This window comes from Neisseria sp. P0001.S007 (assembly GCF_051963655.1).
GTDB classification, from domain to species: domain Bacteria; phylum Pseudomonadota; class Gammaproteobacteria; order Burkholderiales; family Neisseriaceae; genus Neisseria; species Neisseria subflava_A.
Genome location: NZ_JBQCUB010000004.1, coordinates 96441 through 113944 on the forward strand (window position 1 = coordinate 96441; position 17504 = coordinate 113944).

Below are 17504 nucleotides of genomic sequence, written 5' to 3' on the forward strand. Positions count from 1 at the left end.
AGAAACGGTTGATTATCATCAAGTTTCTGTAAAAAAGGGGGTATGACACCGATGTCTGCTGTGTTATCCTATGTAACATTATTGAAATCCTGTCGGGGCGGGTTCGTAAGATGGCTACAATTTATGATGTCGCTGCTTATGCTGGGGTATCTCCCAAGACGGTCAGCCGGGTGATTAACGGCGATGCGCCGGTCAGTGATAAAACCCGTTCCAAAGTAGAAACAGCGATTGCTGCTTTGGGCTATATCCCGTCTTCTGCGGCTCGGATTATGCGCTCACACCGTTCCGGATTGGTCGGTCTGATTACTGGCGCGATTTCTCGGACAGGTGAAAATACGGGCGGACACGGCATACCGGATATGTTCTTGATTAAGGGCATTCAGCAGCAGATTCGCGCACAAGGCAAGATTTTGATGATTGCCGACATCGACAATAAGCCGGGCCAGCCCGGTCAGATGGAGCCGCTGATCCGTACCTTTATGGAGCATCGTGCCGAGGGGATTTTATATGTGGCAGGTTTCCATCAGGAAGTATTGCTGCCGGAAGTGCCCAACCGGTGCCCGATGGTGTTGGTCAACTGCTTTGATTCGGCGGGTACGCCTGCGGTTTTGCCGGACGACGAAGCAGGGCAGTATGGCTTGGTGCGCCGGATTATCCAAAGCGGACACAAACGGATTGCTTATGTGACTTTGCAGCCGGGCGTGGAAGCGACGAGATTGAGATTGGCCGGATACCGCCGTGCTTTGGCTGATGCGGATATTGTCTTCGATCCTGATTTGGTGCAAACTGGTTATCCTGACTTCAGCAACGACAGCGGGTCTTTGATTTCGGCTATTTTGAAGCTGCTGTCTTTGCCGCTTCCGCCGACGGTAATTTGTTGCGGTAACGATGAAATGGCAGTGCGCGTGTACGGGATTTTGAGGACGCGCGGCGTGCGGGTTCCCGAGCAAGTTTCGGTTGCCGGATATGATAACCACAGCGCGATTGCGGAGACGCTGTTTCCGCCGTTGACCAGTACAGAATTGCCGTATCTGCGCATGGGCGCGATGGCGGCTGATTTGCTGTTTCAACACATTGAACACCAGGCCGGTGTGGTTCAGCCAGTCAAGGTCGTTGGGGAAACCATCTGGCGTCAGTCTGTGATTAATAAATAGTTTCAGACGGCCTGAAAATAATAAGCTTTAAACAACACAAACACACATCAAAATAAGATTATGTAAACGGTCAAAATAAAGGCCGTCTGAAAACGGAGTTGCCTCAGTAAAAAGGGCAGCCCAAATATAATAAAAGCGTCATACCGCTGAAATTGGAGTTTGTTGTTTCCATAGTTTATTACCCAGGAGTAGCCTTCCTATGAAAATCTCCCCACAAGTGGCGATGACACTTCGCCAGATTATGCTGATGAACTTCGGTTTCTTCGGTATTCAATATAGCTTCGGGTTGCAGCAAACTGCGATTAACCCGATTTTCAACTTTCTTAATCCAGATCCCAGCATATTGCCTTACCTTAATATGGCCGGCCCGGTTACTGGCTTAATCGTACAACCTATTATTGGTGCAATGAGCGACCGAACATGGGTACCGGGATTGGGGCGCCGCCGCCCGTATTTCTTAATTGGTGCGATCGGTTGCAGTTTATGCTTATTCTTGTATCCGCACGTTACCGCCTTATGGATGGCTGTATTGCTGCTGTGGCTCTTGGACATCAGTAACAACACCGCAATGGAACCTTTCCGTGCCTTTATTGCCGATACGGTTCCTGAGAATCAGCAATCCACCGGTTTCTTGATGCAGTCTGTGTTTACCGGTTTGGGTATTACCCTTGCTAACATTTCTCTTTATCTCCTTAAACAAGTTGGTTGGTTGAACCAAACTTCTGAAGTGGGTATTCCGTATTGGGTATTCGGCTCATTCTATATTGGTGCGGTTTGCTCTATTGGTTCTGTCCTAGTAACTGTATTAACTACTCCTGAACGTGAACCTTCACCTCAAGAAATGGCAGCAATTAAAGCTCAGCCAAGAGGTCCTGTTCATGCTGTCAAAGAGATCTTTAGTGCCATCAAAGAAATGCCCAAACCTTTGTGGCAGCTTGCTTCAGTTTATCTTTTCCAATGGTATGCACTTTTTATTTATTGGCAATATATTTCACACAGTCTTGTTAAATCTGTTTGGGATTCCACCTCTGCTGATAAGGTTGCTTATCAGGAGGCTGTTGCATGGACCGGTTTGGTAAACGGTTTCTATAATGTTGTAACCTTTATCTCTGCTTTTGGCTTGATGTGGATGGCACGCAAATATGCCGCCAAATATGTTCATGCCTTTGCCGTAACCCTTGCTGCGCTGGCCTTGCTTAGCATTCCGCACATCGGTAATAAATACTTAATGTTTGTCCCAATGATTGGTTTTGGTGTAGGTTGGGCAAGTATGATGGGTGTACCGTTTATGATTGTGGTAAATTCTATCCCGAAAGAGCGTTACGGTGTGTATATGGGCATCGTCAACATGATGATCGTTATTCCGATGTTTATTCAAACTCTTACTTTTAGTAAGGTTTATGAGAAGTTGCTTGGCGCAGACCCTGCCAACGCGATGACGTTTGCCGGTGTTTTCCTCGCCATCGCCGCCGCGTTGACCTTGACCATTAAAACTGCGGCCAAACCGGCTACTGCAGAATAACGAAGTTTTGATTTAAAACCAAAATGAAAAGGCCGTCTGAAACATGAAATGGTTTCAGACGGCCTTTTTGGCAGAAACGGATTCCATTTGCAGACCTGATTCGGTAAGCCTTATTGTCGCTATTCGGTAAGCCTTATTGTCGCTGCGCTACCGTTCATCACTCAAATTGGCTATGACTACCGATTTTGCTTTACAATATCCTCCTTTAATTTATTTCGTTTTACCATCCTGATGACAGAACACATTTCCGCTCCAAGCCCATCTCCTATCGGCGAAGACTACCTGCTGTTAGGTCAATACGCCGAACGCGCCTATCTCGAATACGCCATGAGCGTGGTCAAAGGCCGCGCGCTGCCTGAAGTTTCAGACGGCCAAAAGCCTGTACAACGGCGTATTTTGTTTGCCATGCGCGATATGGGTTTGACGGCGGGGGCGAAGCCGGTGAAATCGGCGCGCGTGGTCGGCGAAATTTTGGGTAAATACCACCCGCACGGCGACAGTTCCGCCTATGAAGCGATGGTGCGAATGGCGCAGGATTTTACCTTGCGCTATCCCTTAATCGACGGCATCGGCAACTTCGGTTCGCGCGACGGCGACGGAGCGGCGGCGATGCGTTACACCGAAGCGCGACTGACGCCGATTGCGGAATTGCTGTTGTCCGAAATCAATCAGGGGACGGTAGATTTTGTGCCGAACTACGACGGCGCGTTTGACGAGCCGCTGCACCTGCCCGCCCGTTTGCCTATGGTGTTGCTCAACGGCGCGTCGGGCATTGCGGTGGGCATGGCGACCGAAATTCCGTCGCACAATTTGAACGAAGTCACGCAGGCGGCGATTGCGCTGTTAAAAAAACCGTCGCTGGAAACCGCCGACCTGATGCAATATATCCCTGCGCCCGACTTTGCCGGCGGCGGTCAAATCATTACGCCGGCGGATGAATTGCGCCGGATTTACGAAACCGGTAAAGGCAGTGTGCGCGTGCGTGCACGTTACGAAATCGAGAAGCTGGCGCGCGGGCAATGGCGCGTGATTGTGACCGAGCTGCCGCCGAACGCCAACTCCGCCAAAATCCTTGCCGAAATTGAAGAGCAGACCAACCCGAAACCGAAAGCGGGTAAAAAGCAGCTGAACCAAGACCAGCTCAACACCAAAAAGCTGATGCTGGATTTAATCGACCGCGTGCGCGACGAGTCAGATGGCGAACATCCCGTGCGACTGGTGTTCGAGCCGAAATCCAGCCGCATCGATACGGATACCTTCATCAACACGCTGATGGCGCAAACTTCGCTGGAAGGCAATGTGTCCATGAACTTGGTGATGATGGGTTTGGACAACCGCCCTGCGCAGAAAAATCTGAAAACGATTTTGCAGGAATGGCTGGATTTCCGCGTCGTGACCGTAACACGCCGTCTGAAATTCCGTTTGAACCAAGTGGAAAAACGGCTGCACATCCTTGAAGGCCGTCTGAAAGTCTTTCTGCACATTGACGAAGTGATTAAAGTCATCCGCGAGTCAGACGACCCGAAAACCGATTTGATGGCAGCGTTCGGGCTGACCGAAATCCAAGCCGAAGACATTTTGGAAATCCGCCTGCGCCAGTTGGCGCGTTTGGAAGGTTTCAAACTCGAAAAAGAATTGAACGAGTTGCGCGAAGAACAAGGACGTCTGAATATCCTTTTGGGCAACGAAAACGAAAAACGCAAGCTGATTATCAAAGAGATGCAGGCGGACATGAAGCAGTTCGGCGACGCACGCCGCACACTGGTGGAAGAGGCTGGACGCGCCGTGTTGACGCAAACCACCGCCGACGAACCCATCACGCTGATTTTGTCGGAAAAAGGCTGGATACGCAGCCGCGCCGGACACAACCTTGATTTGAGCCAAACCGCGTTCAAAGAAGGCGACCGCCTCAAACAAACCCTCGAAGGCCGCACTGTTTTACCCGTCGTCATCCTGGATTCATTGGGCAGAACCTACACGCTCGATGCCGCCGAAATCCCCGGCGGACGCGGCGACGGCGTGCCGGTTTCATCCTTAATCGAGCTGCAAAACGGTGCAAAACCCGTCGCCATGCTCACCGGTCAGCCCGAACAGCATTACTTGCTTTCAGGCAGCGGCGGCTACGGTTTTATCACCAAGTTGGCCGATATGGTCGGGCGAGTGAAAGCGGGTAAAGTGGTCATGACTGTGGACAGCGGCGAAACCGTCCTGCCGCCGGTTGCCGTCTATGCTTCTTCGCTGATCAATCCCGACTGCAAAGTTGTACTGGCCAGCAGCGACCACCGTCTCTTGGCGTTTTCCATTGGAGAGCTCAAAGTCATGCCTAAAGGCCGCGGTTTGCAGCTGATGTCGTTGGCCGATGGTGCATCTTTGGAACACATTATGGTGACGACCTCTCCTGAATTTACCGTTGTATCGGTCGGCCGACGCGGTGCAGAACATCAGGAAAAACTGCGTATTGCCGATATTGACGGCAAACGCGGTAAAAAAGGCAAGGTATTGGAAATATCAGGCCGTCTGAAAAGTTTGTCCTGAAACAAGAACAAATATATCTAAATAAATTAAATTTATACGACATTGCATGATAATAAAAAAAGGTTCATTTATGAACAGAGCCAATCTTCAAGAACTGGGTAATCTGAGGGAGCGGATTCCCGGTGTAATCAACATTGCCCGAATAGCCATCGTCTTACCGCTTTTGGTTTTGCACGCTTTCGGCAGCTACACAGGCGGCAACCTGATTGGCATTTCGTTGCCAGACGTTGAGTTTTATATCTGGGTAACGCTGTATTTCCTCCTGATTATGCTCTCCGTGTTCCGCCCGGGCTGGCAGTGGCAGTCTTTGGATTTGCCCAATGCCAGTGCCGTGGTCGACATCACCATGATGATGGTTTTGGTGTATATCTCCGGCGGTACGGCTTCTGGTTTCGGGATTTTGGTTTTGCCGTTTGTCGCCACGTCGTGTCTGCTCAGTTATGGCCACTATCCTATGCTGTATGCAGGCTATACGGCAATGTTGTTTATTTTGAACCTGTTTTTAGATGGCAGTATGCGTTTCGATTCGTTTAATTGGGACGCGAAATCAATGGTGAATTCTTCGATGCTGATCGGCGCAGGCTATCTGGTGGCGATGCTGACATCGTTTGCCGCCCGTTATCTGGAGCAGGCTACAGAGTCCGCCAGCCGCCATCAACTGGCATACCGCCGGATCAGCGGCTTGAATCATTTGGTTTTGAACCGCGTACAGGAAGCGGTTGTGGTGATTGATGCGACCCAACGCGTGTGGCTGTTTAACAAGCAGGCAAAAATTTATTTCCCCAGCCTGATTATCGATCAGCAGGAAATCGTGTTCGGCGAACTGGTGGCACGTTGGCAGCGCCAACCCGACAAACCTTTTGAAACCGATATCCATATTTTCCAACACGCCATGCACGTCCGTGCCGTTCCGCTGATTCAGGAGCAGACCGAGCTGCTGATGTTGTACGTCCGTTCATTGCGTGAAGTGGCTGCGGAGGCCATGTCCACCAAGCTGACTTCGCTCGGACAGTTGACTGCCAACCTTGCCCACGAAATCCGTAATCCGATGTCCGCCATCCGTCATGCCAGCGATTTGTTGCAAGAGGGCGATGAGGCAGACCCGCTCAAGGCCAAGCTCTACAACATCATCGACAGCAATATCCAACGCATCGACAAGATGTTGGAAGACGTATCCCTGCTTAACAAACGAGACAACATCAGCCGCCAGCCGATTAATCTGATGAAATTCTGGTTGGAGTTTAAGCAGGAATTTACCTTGAATAATCCCGATGCCATCGGCTGTCTGCGCATGAATATGGACGGCAACAACCTGACCGTATTGGTTGACTCCATGCACTTGCAGCAAGTGATGTGGAACTTGTGTAACAATGCTTGGCGACACAGCCGTCAGGACGAAAACGCCATTACCGTTCTTATCCGCTCTAGCGGCAGGATGCATATTTCCATCGTAGTGGCGGACAACGGCAAAGGCGTGCCGCCGGATGTACGAAATCATCTGTTCGAGCCGTTTTACACCACCGAAAAACAAGGCACCGGTTTGGGGCTTTACGTCGCACGCGAGTTGGCACACGCCAATATGGGGCAGCTGCATTATCACCCTGAAATGAACGGGTTTGAACTGATTTTACCGAAGGAGCAAGCGCAGGATGAATAAATTGCAAGAGCCGGTTTTGGTTGTCGATGACGAGGCAGACATCCGCGACCTGATGGAAATGACCCTGATGAAAATGGGTCTGCGCGTCGATACTGCGGCTGGTGTTGAAGAAGCCAAAGACAGGCTAGACAACAACGATTATTCGCTGGTGTTGACCGATATGCGTATGCCCGACGGCTCAGGCCTCGAGGTTGTCCAATACATTGATGAACTGATGCTCGACACGCCCGTCGCCGTGATTACGGCTTTCGGTAATGCCGACCAAGCCGTTGAAGCCTTGAAAGCAGGGGCATTTGATTATCTGCAAAAACCGATTACGCTGTCGCAGTTGCGTTCATTGGTTAAATCGGCAGTATCGGTTTCCGACAATACTGCCGAACCCACGCCGTCTGAAAAAGTCAAATCGCAGCCTGCGCCTGTTTCTGCCGCCCTGTATAAACCCGAACCTCAGCCGGTCAAGCCTGTCGTTACGCCTCCTAAGAGCGTACAGAGTGAATTTAACCGGCCTTTGACTGTTCCGGAAGGGCTCAATTCTTTAAAAGAGCGTTTTTCGGCCGGCAGCATCAATCCTGCTTTGCAACAAGACGCACCTATATTGGAAGGCGAAGACGATATGCCGCGCCTGTTGGGTACTTCGCCGCAAATGGTCGAAGTGCGCCACCTGATTCGCAGATTGGCCCACAGCCTTGTTCCCGTTTATATCTCCGGCGAGTCCGGTACAGGTAAAGAGCAGGCGGCGCGCACGATTCACGAGCTGTCCGACCGCGCCGACAAACCGTTTATTGCTGTCAACTGCGGTGCCATTCCTGAAAATCTGATGGAAAGCGAATTTTTTGGCTACAAAAAAGGCAGCTTTACCGGCGCGGATCAAGACCGTTTAGGTTTTTTCCAACACGCTGACGGCGGTACTTTGTTCCTTGACGAAGTTGCCGATTTGCCGCTTGCCATGCAGGTCAAACTTCTGCGCGCCATTCAAGAAAAAGCCGTGCGCCGTATCGGTGATGCGCGGGAAACCTCTGTGGATGTGCGCATTATTTGTGCGACCCATAAAAACCTCGAAGCTTTGGTTGAAAGCGGTGCATTCCGTCAGGACTTGTATTACCGCCTCAACGTTGTCACCCTGCACATGCCGCCTTTACGTGAAATGCGCGAAGACTTGGGCGCGCTGATTCTGTATCTGCTGTATAAACACCGTCACGGCAATCAAACCTACAAACTCAGCCCGAAAGCCCAAGAAGCCCTGTTGCATTACAGCTACCCCGGCAACTTCCGCGAGTTGGAAAATATCCTCGAACGCGCCGTTGCGCTGACGGTTGGCCAAGTGATACAAGTGGACGACTTGCAGATTCAAAACGCCCCACAAGTTAAGGCTGAACGCAGTGGCTTCTCCTTTGACGATATTGCCGAACCTGACGCGCGTGAAACTACGCTCAATCACAGCCCCATTCCGCCGTTTGATCCGCGTACCATGCAGATACAGGATTACCTCGACCAAGTGGAACGCAGCATCATCGAGCAGGCCTTGCAGCAAACCCGTTACAACCGTACCCAAGCCGCCAAGCTTTTGGGCATCAGCTTCCGCTCTATGCGCTACCGCATGGAACGCTTGGACATCAATTAAAACGTTCAGACGGCCTGAGTTTTCAAGGCCGTCTGAAACATAAGCCTTATGTACAAGATTTATTTTGACGAAACCGCACCCGCCGAACTTCGCAGCCTTGCCGAGCCGTTCGGGCTGACCGTTATCGACCGACAGCCTGAAGAAGGCAGTTTCCTTATTGCTGACGAAAGCGGCATCAGCTTGTGCCGCGCCGGTGAAAAAGGCCGTGTCCGCGTTGATTTTGATGGCGGTACCGCCCATTATCGGCGTACTAAAGGCGGAGGCGAGTTGATTGCCAAAGCCGTCAACCACACTGCGCAACCGACTGTCTGGGACGCTACCGGCGGACTGGGACGCGACAGCTTCGTGCTTGCCTCGTTGGGTTTGAATGTACAAACTTTTGAACAAAATCCTGCTGTCGCCTGTCTACTTTCAGACGGCCTCAACAGGGCAGGGCAAAGTGAAGAGACACGGGAGATTGCCCAGCGAATTACTTTGCATTTCGGCAATGCCGTTGATTTGATGCAGAAATTGGCTACTCAAAACGGCAGGCCCGATGTGGTGTACCTCGACCCGATGTATCCGGAGCGTCGCAAAACCGCCGCTGTGAAAAAAGAAATGGCTTACTTTCACGACTTGGTCGGCTCGGCACAAGACGAAGCCGAGTTATTGGACGCAGCATTGAATACCGCCAAAAAACGCATTGTCGTCAAACGTCCGCGCTTGGGCGAATTTCTCGACGGGCGCAAACCTGCTTATCAATACACAGGCAAAAGCACGCGGTTTGATGTTTACCTTCCGACAAGGCTGTCTGAAGACTAGAAGCAAACTTGCAACATATCAAAAGAAACCGCCGACGTTATCAGCGCGGCGGCAAAGTGTGCTATAAATACCTTTTCCCAAACTTCATTGGAGCAAACTATCATGGAATTAGTATTCATCCGTCACGGACAAAGCGAATGGAACGCGAAAAACCTTTTCACCGGCTGGCGCGACGTTAAGCTGAGCGAGCAAGGTTTGGCAGAAGCTGCAGCAGCAGGTAAAAAGCTGAAAGAGAAGGGCTACGAGTTCGACATCGCCTTTACTTCCGTTCTGACCCGTGCCATCAAAACCTGTAACATCGTTTTGGAAGAATCCGACCAACTGTTTGTTCCACAAATCAAATCATGGCGTTTGAACGAGCGCCACTACGGCCAGCTGCAAGGTATGGATAAAAAACAAACCGCAGAAAAATACGGCGACGAGCAAGTCCACATCTGGCGCCGCAGCTACGACACCCTGCCTCCGCTGCTGGATCCTAAAGACCCTCACTCCGCCCACAACGACCGCCGCTATGCCAACCTGCCTAGCGATGTTGTACCTGATGGTGAAAACCTCAAAGTTACCCTCGAGCGCGTCCTGCCTTTCTGGGAAGACCAAATCGCTCCGGCCATCTTGAGCGGCAAACGTGTATTGGTTGCGGCACACGGCAACTCCCTGCGTGCGTTGGCCAAACACATCGAAGGCATTTCCGACGAAGACATCATGGGCTTGGAAATCCCAACCGGTCAGCCGCTGGTGTACAAATTAGATGAAAACCTGAAAGTGGTTGAGAAATTCTATCTGTAAGGTAAAGGGAAAAAGGACGTGGCGGACACGTCCTTTTTTGTATTTGTCTCTATCGAGGCCGTCTGAAAGCAATTGATGGCGGACGAAATGAAAAAAGGACGCGTAAAGCGTCCTTGATGGAGATTAAACCTGAAAAGTATTACTGGTTTTTCTCGATGATTTCTTTGAGGTGAGGCATAGGGCTGTAACCGCTTTGGCTGCGACCGTTAGGGAAGACCACGGTCGGCGTGCCGTTGAAACCGAATTGTTCGCCCAATGAAGTGGTTTCCGCAACAGGGTTTTCGCAGTTTGCTTTGCCGCTTGGGAGTTTGCCTTTACGCATCCAGTCGATCCATGCCTGAGTCGGATTAGGTTGGCACCACAACAGCTCGGCTTTGCGCGCGGCATCAGGGTGCAGGCTTGGAATCGGCATCATGAAGGTATAAATCGTGATGTCGGTCATTTTTTCAAACTCATGCTCCAAGCGTTTGCAGTACGGGCAGTCCGGATCGGAGAAAACAGCGACTTTCAGTTTGCCGTTGCCGCGAACTTCTTTGATGGCTTTGTCCAAAGGCAGCGAAGCGAAGTCGATTTTGTTCAAATCGGCGGCGCGTTCTTCAGTCATGCTTTGGCGCGTGTTGACGTTGATGAGGTCGCCAACAAGCATATAGTCGCCTTTGGCATCGGTATAGATGATTTGTTTGCCACTGACGACAACTTCATAAATGCCTTGAATCGGTGTTTCACTGACGCTCAAAACTTTCAAATCTTGGGCGGCATAGACTTTTTCCAAACGCGCTTTCAAAGAAGCGGCAACAGATTTGTCGGCAGGCGCTTCCGCTTTGGCAGCTGGCGCAGGCGCGGCGTTGGCGTTGGATACGGCAGGTTGACCGCATGCCAACAAAGGAAGGACGGCAAACGGTGTTAAGATTTTGATTAACTTGGTTTTCATGCGAGAGACTTGCGTATGTTAAAAGTAAGGCATTGTATCAAACCTCCGTCATGTCTGCATTGTACTAAGGCTCAAATTATCGTCTGAAAATAGCTTTCGGCTGTTAAAATACGAAAAAATGATTTGATTGTTTGTATGATTTACCACCGCATCGCTGTGAACGTGCCGCTTTCAGACGGCCTTTTGACTTATTCGCATTCCGAGCCGCTTCCTCTGGGAACGCGGGTGCTTGTGCCTTTTCGCAATAAAACCGTTGTCGGGATTGTGTGGGAAACGGATATTGCGCCCGATATGGATACGGCGCGGATTTTGAGTGTTCAGACGGCCTTTGTAGAAGAAAAGCCGTTGCCTCAAAGCTGGCGTGATTTGTTGGCGTTTACGTCGCGTTATTACCACTATCCGACCGGGCAGGCGGTGTTTGCCGCATTGCCGCAAGGTTTGAAGGAAACGCGCGCGGTAGAAATGCCGCAGCCGCCGTTGTTTTACGCTTTGAACGAAGCGGGTAGGGCGCAAACGCTGCCGCCGGCACGGTTCAACAAAAAAGCGGCTTTGTGGGACGTGCTGCTGTCGGGCGGAATGACGATGGCGGCGTTGAAGCAGGTCAACGCGCAGGCGGCGAAATTAATCGAAGATTGGGCGAAGCAGGGTTGGATTGAAACGACGGAAGCGGCGAAACCCGTTTTAAGGTCGTACCACGGGCAGGCTTCGCACTCTGAATTTGTATTAAACGCCGACCAGCAGAAGGCTTCCGATGAAATTCAGACGGCCTTTGGTAAATTTCAGCCGTTTTTGCTGTACGGCATTACCGGCAGCGGCAAGACCGAGGTGTATTTTGATGCGATGGCGAAAGTGTTGGCGCAGGGGCGGCAGGTGTTGTTTCTGTTGCCCGAAATCAACCTCACGCCGCAGCTTTTAAAGCGGGTGGAAAACCGTTTTGCCGATGTGCCGACCGCGGTGTTGCACAGCCAGATGGCGGCAGGTAGGCGCACGCAGGATTATCTTCGCGCGATGTTGGGACAGGCGAAGCTGGTCATCGGCACGCGGCTGGCAGTGTTCACGCCTTTGCCTGATGTCGGGTTGATTGTGGTCGATGAGGAACACGACGGCTCGTTCAAACAGGACAACGAATTGCGCTACCACGCCCGCGATTTGGCGGTGTGGCGGGCAAAGCAGAGCGGCTGCCCGATCATATTGGGAAGCGCCACGCCCAGCCTAGAGAGTTGGCACAAGGCGCAAAGCGGCGCGTACCGCCTGCTGCAACTGACCGAGCGCGCCCATGCCGCTGCGCAACTGCCGCAAGTAGAAATTCTCAACGTAGGCCGTCTGAAACTCGACAACGGCTTCTCGCCGCAAGCCTTGCAGCTTTTAAAACAGAACTTTGAAGTGGGCGGCATGTCGCTGGTGTACCTCAACCGGCGCGGCTTCGCGCCCGCATTATTTTGCTGCGACTGCGGCCATACCTTCGGCTGCCCGAACTGTTCCGCTAAAATGGTGCTGCACCAACGCGCCCGCCAACTGCGCTGCCACTACTGTGATCACCGCGAACCCATCCCGTTCAAATGCCCCGACTGCGGCAACCAAGATCTGACCGCCGTCGGCCACGGCACGCAGCGCGTCGAAGAAACCCTGCGCGCCTTTCTGCCCAAGGCCGCCGTTGTCCGCGTCGATAGGGACAGCACGGCGCACAAAAACGACTGGGCGGATTTGTACCGCCGCATCGCCGACAATGAAATCGACATTCTGGTCGGCACGCAGATGCTTGCCAAAGGCCATGATTTCGCGCGGCTCAACCTCGTTATCGTGTTAAACGCCGACGGCAGCCTGTATAGCGCGGATTTTCGAGCGCCGGAAAGGCTGTTCGCCGAGCTGATGCAAGTATCCGGCAGGGCGGGGCGTGCTGACAAACCCGGCAAGGTGCTGATACAGACCCAACTGCCCGAACATCCCGTCTTCGCCGCCGTCAAAGCGCAGGATTACGCTGTGTTTGCCGAAAACGAATTGAACGAGCGGCAAATGTTCGCCATGCCGCCTTTTGGTTTTCAGGCGGCTGTCCGTGCCGATGCGCCGCATGTTGCCGATGCGATGGAATTTCTCAACGCCGCCAAAGAAACCCTCACCCCGCTGTTGCCTGAAAGTGTCTCCCAGTTTGGCGCTGCTCCGATGCTGATGGTGCGCCTCGCCGAACGCGAACGTGCGCAAATTTTCCTCGAATCGACATCCCGACAAGATTTGCACCGTGCCGTGAGTTTGTGGGTGCAGGTGTTGCAGCAAAACCGCGATGGTAAAATCAGATGGTCGGTGGACGTTGATGTGCAAGAGGCTTGATTGAAATGATTCAATCAATAAGGAAATAAAAGGCCGTCTGAAAATCTGTTTTCAGACGGCCTTAAGTTTTGAAATCAGTTTAGAAGAATTTTGCAGCGATATAGCCGAGTGCAAGCAGGCTCAAAACGGCGAATACGATAGCCATTGTAAGCAGAAACTGTGTTTTCTTCCTCGCTGCAAGTGCTGCCAGCTCAGGATTTTGGTCTAACTCTTCGCGTAGTTGGGATTCCAACTCGGCACGGATTTTCTTGCGCAGCTTTTTCTCTTCCTGCTCGCGTTCGTATTTGAGCTTGTGGGCAATTTCGGTTTGTTTTTTATGCTCGAAAGAGATTTTTTCCTGCCATTCAATGCGTTTGCGCTGGATGGCCAGCTCATTTTTTTCTGTCAAATCAAAGTGACAGGTTTTGCATTCCTGTGCATCTAGTTCGTCAATAATCGTCATGCAGACGGGGCATTGGATAGGGTCGGGAGTATTGGCTGCCGACATAGTTTCTTCTTCAACCTCTTCCAATTCCATAGACTGACGGACGATCACGTCCAAACCCAAATAGCTGAAGTAATGCTGCGCATTTTCGCGCTCATCTTGGGTACATTTTTCGGCCACAATCGCTTGCGGACGCTCGGCCAAGGCCTGAATCAGGCTCTCGACTTCGTTTTCGGGCAGGTTCTCATACAGGCAGGCGTGGATGAGCTCCCTATCCGTGTTCGGCGGATAGGAAACGTATACGTCGAAAAATTTTTCTTGTTTGCTCATTGATATCCCATGAGTATTTCGACTGCGTCAACCAAATGGGTTTAGCCTAAGGTTTTGTTATTGTGTTTGAGCTGTTTTGGCTTATGATACGAGCCAAAACAGAGGCTGCAGTCTCAGGCAGACCAGGTACGGTTTGCCTTTGTGTCGTTAATCGGCTGGACAATAATTTTTTATTTATATGGAAACATACATGTCCAATGTTATGTCTATTGTAGAGTAAATATTCACGCCCGATATTATTATTATAAAGTAAATCTAAAATTGTTTAAAATAAATTCACACAAAAGGCCGTCTGAAGATACAGACGGCCTGTTTTTTGTGGCAAAAACGGATTGTTTATACGGAGAAGGACGAACCGCAACCGCAAGTTGTCTCTGCATTCGGATTGCGGATGACGAATTGAGAACCTTGCAGGCTTTCGGTGTAGTCGATTTCCGCACCAACCAGATATTGGTAGCTCATCGGGTCAACCAAGAACGTCAGGCCGTTTTTCTGGATTTCAAAATCGTCGTCGTTTTTGATTTCGTCAAAGGTAAAACCGTATTGGAAGCCGGAGCAACCGCCGCCGTTGACGAATACGCGTAATTTCAAATCGGGATTGTTCTCTTCGGCAATCAGGTCGGCAACTTTGGTGCAGCAGCTGTCAGTAAAGATAATAGGGCTTTCGTCTGACATGATGTGATTCCTTTTATATGAATATTTTTACTATTGTCGCGCAAACCGTTAGCCAAGGCAAGTTTGTGCAGACAGGGTCTGCCAGCTTACATGGAGGGCATGGCAGAAATTTCAAGCACCAGTATGTCAGATTTAGATACTTCTGCCAAACCATTCGACACGGCCGATGATGGCAACGTCGTCGGTCGGATTTTTAAAGTCGATTTCAAAAGTAGGGTAGGCTTCGTTGGCAGAAATGACGTTGACGATGCCGCCGGGTATCAATTGCAGGCGTTTGACCAAAAGGTTTTCGTTGAGGCGTAAAACATAGAGGCCGTCGCGCGGCGTGGTTTGTCCGTGATTGATGAGGATGGTGTCGCCATCATTCAGCACGCCTTCCATCGAGTCGCCTTTGACTGAGATAACGGAAAGGTTTTTGATGTCGCGCGTTACATAATTTTCAATCCAATAACGTCGGAACGCCATGGCGAACATGGGCTGTTCGTCGCCGACGAGCTGACCGTGTCCGGCCGCGGCCTGGATGTCGTAACGTGGCACAAAGACAAATTCGTCTATATCGACTGGGTTGCCCAGTGTGTCGGTTGCCGTGGCTTTTGGGGCTTCGGAATCGGGGAAGGGGGAACCTTCGCCTGTCAAAAGCCAGTCTATGCTACAGCCTTTAAGTTGTTTGATTTTTTTTAGCGTTTCTGATTTCGGCAGGCCACCTTCGTTCCAGATACGGCTGAATCCGGCGATAGTCATATCAATGTCGGCGGCGATTTTAGCTTGGCGGGCTTCATCTTTCCATAAGAAAGCCAGGCGGTCTTTAAAGGTATCCATGTTTATGCCTTTATGGAGGTATGTTTTTTATATGGTTTGGACGATTTGAGTGTATTTTACCTTAGTTTTTATAAAATTGTAAGAAAAAAATTACTTCATCTAAGAAAAAGTATTGCATATTCTATTTTTTCTTAGTATTATTCGATTTGTCTTAGATAAATCGATATTTCTAATTTTCTATTCGATTTTTCTTAGTTTAATTTTATTTGGTTTAGTTTTTCTGATTTAGACCTGCTATATGATTATGATGAGAGGTGTGAAATGACTCGTTCGCGTAAAAATACTTTTTGGGTGCTGCTGGCGTTGGTACTGGGTTTTTTTGCTCTGCCTTTCGGATCTTCGGAGGCGCATGAAGCGGACGGTAATCTGACGGCTTCGGAATGCGAACGCTTGGGCAGCTTGAGTTTGGATCAGATGGACGGCAGGCTGCTGGCTTTTGCCAAAGAATGCGATATGGTGGAGGCTACCCACGATTGGGAGCAACAGTACGGCAACTTGAATGAAGAAGAAATGCTTGCCGGCGTGGTGTATGAGTGATGTTTGTGAATGAATCGATAAAGGCCGTCTGAACGATCAAAGTTTCAGACGGCCTTGTGTTTTCAATAAGATGATATTAAGGCATCAATGGAGCATTAGTCAGGCCGGTGGTTTCGGGTAGGCCGAACATAATGTTCATATTCTGCACGGCTTGACCGGCTGCTCCTTTAACCAAGTTGTCGATGACGGAAAGAACAATCCACACATCGTCTTGATCGGGCGCTTTTTGAACGCTGATACGGCAGAGGTTGGCGCCGCGCACGCTGCGGGTTTCAGGTGTCGAGCCTGAAGGCAAAATATCGACAAAAGGACTGTCGCGGTAGTATTCGCGCAGTAAGGCTTCAGGATCGGTATGTTCTTGCAGGTGCAGATATAGGGTAGCGTGCATACCGCGTATCATCGGAACAAGGTGTGGCACGAAAATCAGGCCGTCTGAAACATGGTCTTGCAGTCCGGATAGGGTTTGTCGGATTTCAGGCAGATGGCGGTGGCCGCCGACACCATAGGCTTTGAAGTTGTCGCCTGCTTCGCATAATAGGGCGTGGGTACTGGCTTTGCGGCCTGCACCGGAAACACCGGATTTACAGTCGGCAATCAGAGGCGCGTTGGCTTTCAGACGGCCAGCCTGAAGCAGCGGCAATAAGGGCAGGGAAACGCAGGTAGGGTAGCAGCCCGGATTGGCCACCAACATGGCTTTGGCGATGTCCTCTTTGTAAAGTTCGCATAAGCCGTACACCGCTTGGGAAACGAGTTGCGGCGCGGCATGGGTCATTTTGTACCATTTTTCCCATGTAGGGATGTTGCGGATGCGAAAGTCGGCAGACAGGTCAATCACACGTACGCCTTTTTTCACAAGGGCCGGTGCTTCTTTCATGGCCACGCCGTTGGGTGTGGCAAAGAACACGAGGTCGCAACGGTCAAGCCCGGCATCCTCGGGCGTTTGGAATGCAAGGTCGTAAATGCCGCGCAGGCTGGGGAAGTAGTCGGCAACCGTAATACCGGCTTCGCTTCGGCTGGTGACGGCAGTGACTTCTGCGTTGGGGTGGCTGCTGAGCAGGCGCAACAATTCAACGCCTGTGTAACCGGTTGCACCGACGATACCAATTTTAATTTTTGTGGTCATGGTGTGGCTCCTTTGTAGGGATGACAATGCGTTTGATTATATAGTAATTAATTGCAGTCGGTCAGCGATGCTTGTGCCAAGCTTTGCAAGGGACGGTTAAACAGGCCGTCTGAAATATAGCATGAATAATATTCGAGAGCGGGTTTCAGACGGCCTGAGCGTTTGGAAAACGCAGTTTGCGGTTCGATTTGTCTGTTGATTTGTGGTGGGTGTTTCGTCTTTATCCTATCCATACGAACACAAAATAAAAATGTAAAAAAATGC

At 50.8% G+C, this 17504-nt stretch carries 15 protein-coding genes; 9 read left to right on the top strand and 6 right to left on the bottom strand.

Annotation, left to right across the window (positions count from 1 at the left end; translation table 11 throughout):
- Nucleotides 1–110: 110 nt before the first annotated feature.
- From ACTHRE_RS05590 to ACTHRE_RS05620, 7 genes are all read left to right on the top strand, one after another.
- Nucleotides 111–1154: a LacI family DNA-binding transcriptional regulator gene (locus ACTHRE_RS05590; protein WP_440344892.1), complete on the top strand. Its 1044-nt coding sequence runs from the start codon at nt 111–113 to the stop codon at nt 1152–1154.
- 199 nt (nt 1155–1353) lie between these two features.
- Nucleotides 1354–2676, top strand: coding sequence for an MFS transporter (locus ACTHRE_RS05595; RefSeq protein ID WP_049335291.1), 1323 nt, complete (start codon nt 1354–1356; stop codon nt 2674–2676).
- A 231-nt stretch (nt 2677–2907) separates the two neighbouring features.
- Nucleotides 2908–5211 carry a DNA topoisomerase IV subunit A gene (parC, locus tag ACTHRE_RS05600; RefSeq protein WP_440344891.1) on the top strand — a complete coding sequence of 768 codons (2304 nt, stop codon included), beginning with the start codon at nt 2908–2910 and terminating at the stop codon, nt 5209–5211.
- Nucleotides 5212–5281: 70 nt separating this feature from the next.
- Nucleotides 5282–6868: a two-component system sensor histidine kinase NtrB gene (locus ACTHRE_RS05605; protein ID WP_070712140.1), complete on the top strand. Its 1587-nt coding sequence runs from the start codon at nt 5282–5284 to the stop codon at nt 6866–6868.
- Entirely contained in the window at nt 6861–8489 is a 1629-nt protein-coding gene (locus ACTHRE_RS05610; protein WP_107868115.1) for a sigma-54-dependent transcriptional regulator, read from the top strand. Before ACTHRE_RS05605 ends, ACTHRE_RS05610 begins: the two co-directional genes overlap by 8 nt.
- A gap of 48 nt (nt 8490–8537) precedes the next feature.
- Nucleotides 8538–9290 carry a class I SAM-dependent methyltransferase gene (locus tag ACTHRE_RS05615; RefSeq protein WP_293203611.1) on the top strand — a complete coding sequence of 251 codons (753 nt, stop codon included), beginning with the start codon at nt 8538–8540 and terminating at the stop codon, nt 9288–9290.
- A gap of 102 nt (nt 9291–9392) precedes the next feature.
- Nucleotides 9393–10076 carry a 2,3-diphosphoglycerate-dependent phosphoglycerate mutase gene (locus ACTHRE_RS05620; protein ID WP_107868113.1) on the top strand — a complete coding sequence of 228 codons (684 nt, stop codon included), beginning with the start codon at nt 9393–9395 and terminating at the stop codon, nt 10074–10076.
- 139 nt (nt 10077–10215) lie between these two features.
- Here the strand turns inward: ACTHRE_RS05620 and ACTHRE_RS05625 are convergent, their stop codons facing one another.
- Nucleotides 10216–11007 carry a DsbC family protein gene (locus ACTHRE_RS05625; RefSeq protein WP_377072540.1) on the bottom strand — a complete coding sequence of 264 codons (792 nt, stop codon included), beginning with the start codon at nt 11005–11007 and terminating at the stop codon, nt 10216–10218.
- Between the two features lie 135 nt (nt 11008–11142).
- Here ACTHRE_RS05625 and ACTHRE_RS05630 point away from each other — a divergent pair, with 135 nt between their 5' ends.
- Nucleotides 11143–13332 carry a primosomal protein N' gene (locus tag ACTHRE_RS05630; protein WP_440344889.1) on the top strand — a complete coding sequence of 730 codons (2190 nt, stop codon included), beginning with the start codon at nt 11143–11145 and terminating at the stop codon, nt 13330–13332.
- 79 nt (nt 13333–13411) lie between these two features.
- On the opposite strand, the gene ACTHRE_RS05635 is transcribed toward ACTHRE_RS05630, so the two are convergent.
- The 3 genes from ACTHRE_RS05635 to ACTHRE_RS05645 form a co-directional block, all read right to left on the bottom strand.
- Entirely contained in the window at nt 13412–14086 is a 675-nt protein-coding gene (locus ACTHRE_RS05635) for a hypothetical protein (RefSeq protein WP_440344888.1), read from the bottom strand.
- A 336-nt stretch (nt 14087–14422) separates the two neighbouring features.
- The gene (gene erpA / locus ACTHRE_RS05640) at nt 14423–14761 is read right to left on the bottom strand and encodes an iron-sulfur cluster insertion protein ErpA (protein ID WP_003680162.1); all 339 of its coding nucleotides are present in this window, start codon (nt 14759–14761) and stop codon (nt 14423–14425) included.
- A 132-nt stretch (nt 14762–14893) separates the two neighbouring features.
- Nucleotides 14894–15580, bottom strand: coding sequence for a S24 family peptidase (locus ACTHRE_RS05645; protein WP_070645871.1), 687 nt, complete (start codon nt 15578–15580; stop codon nt 14894–14896).
- Nucleotides 15581–15841: 261 nt separating this feature from the next.
- Here ACTHRE_RS05645 and ACTHRE_RS05650 point away from each other — a divergent pair, with 261 nt between their 5' ends.
- On the top strand, nt 15842–16117 hold the full coding sequence (locus ACTHRE_RS05650) for a hypothetical protein (RefSeq protein ID WP_003680156.1): 276 nt from the start codon (nt 15842–15844) through the stop codon (nt 16115–16117).
- A gap of 76 nt (nt 16118–16193) precedes the next feature.
- On the opposite strand, the gene argC is transcribed toward ACTHRE_RS05650, so the two are convergent.
- Both argC and ACTHRE_RS05660 read right to left on the bottom strand, forming a co-directional pair.
- Nucleotides 16194–17240, bottom strand: a complete 1047-nt coding sequence (argC, locus tag ACTHRE_RS05655) for an N-acetyl-gamma-glutamyl-phosphate reductase (protein WP_377072534.1) — start codon at nt 17238–17240, stop codon at nt 16194–16196.
- Between the two features lie 47 nt (nt 17241–17287).
- Nucleotides 17288–17473: a hypothetical protein gene (locus ACTHRE_RS05660; RefSeq protein ID WP_377072532.1), complete on the bottom strand. Its 186-nt coding sequence runs from the start codon at nt 17471–17473 to the stop codon at nt 17288–17290.
- Nucleotides 17474–17504 lie beyond the last annotated feature (31 nt).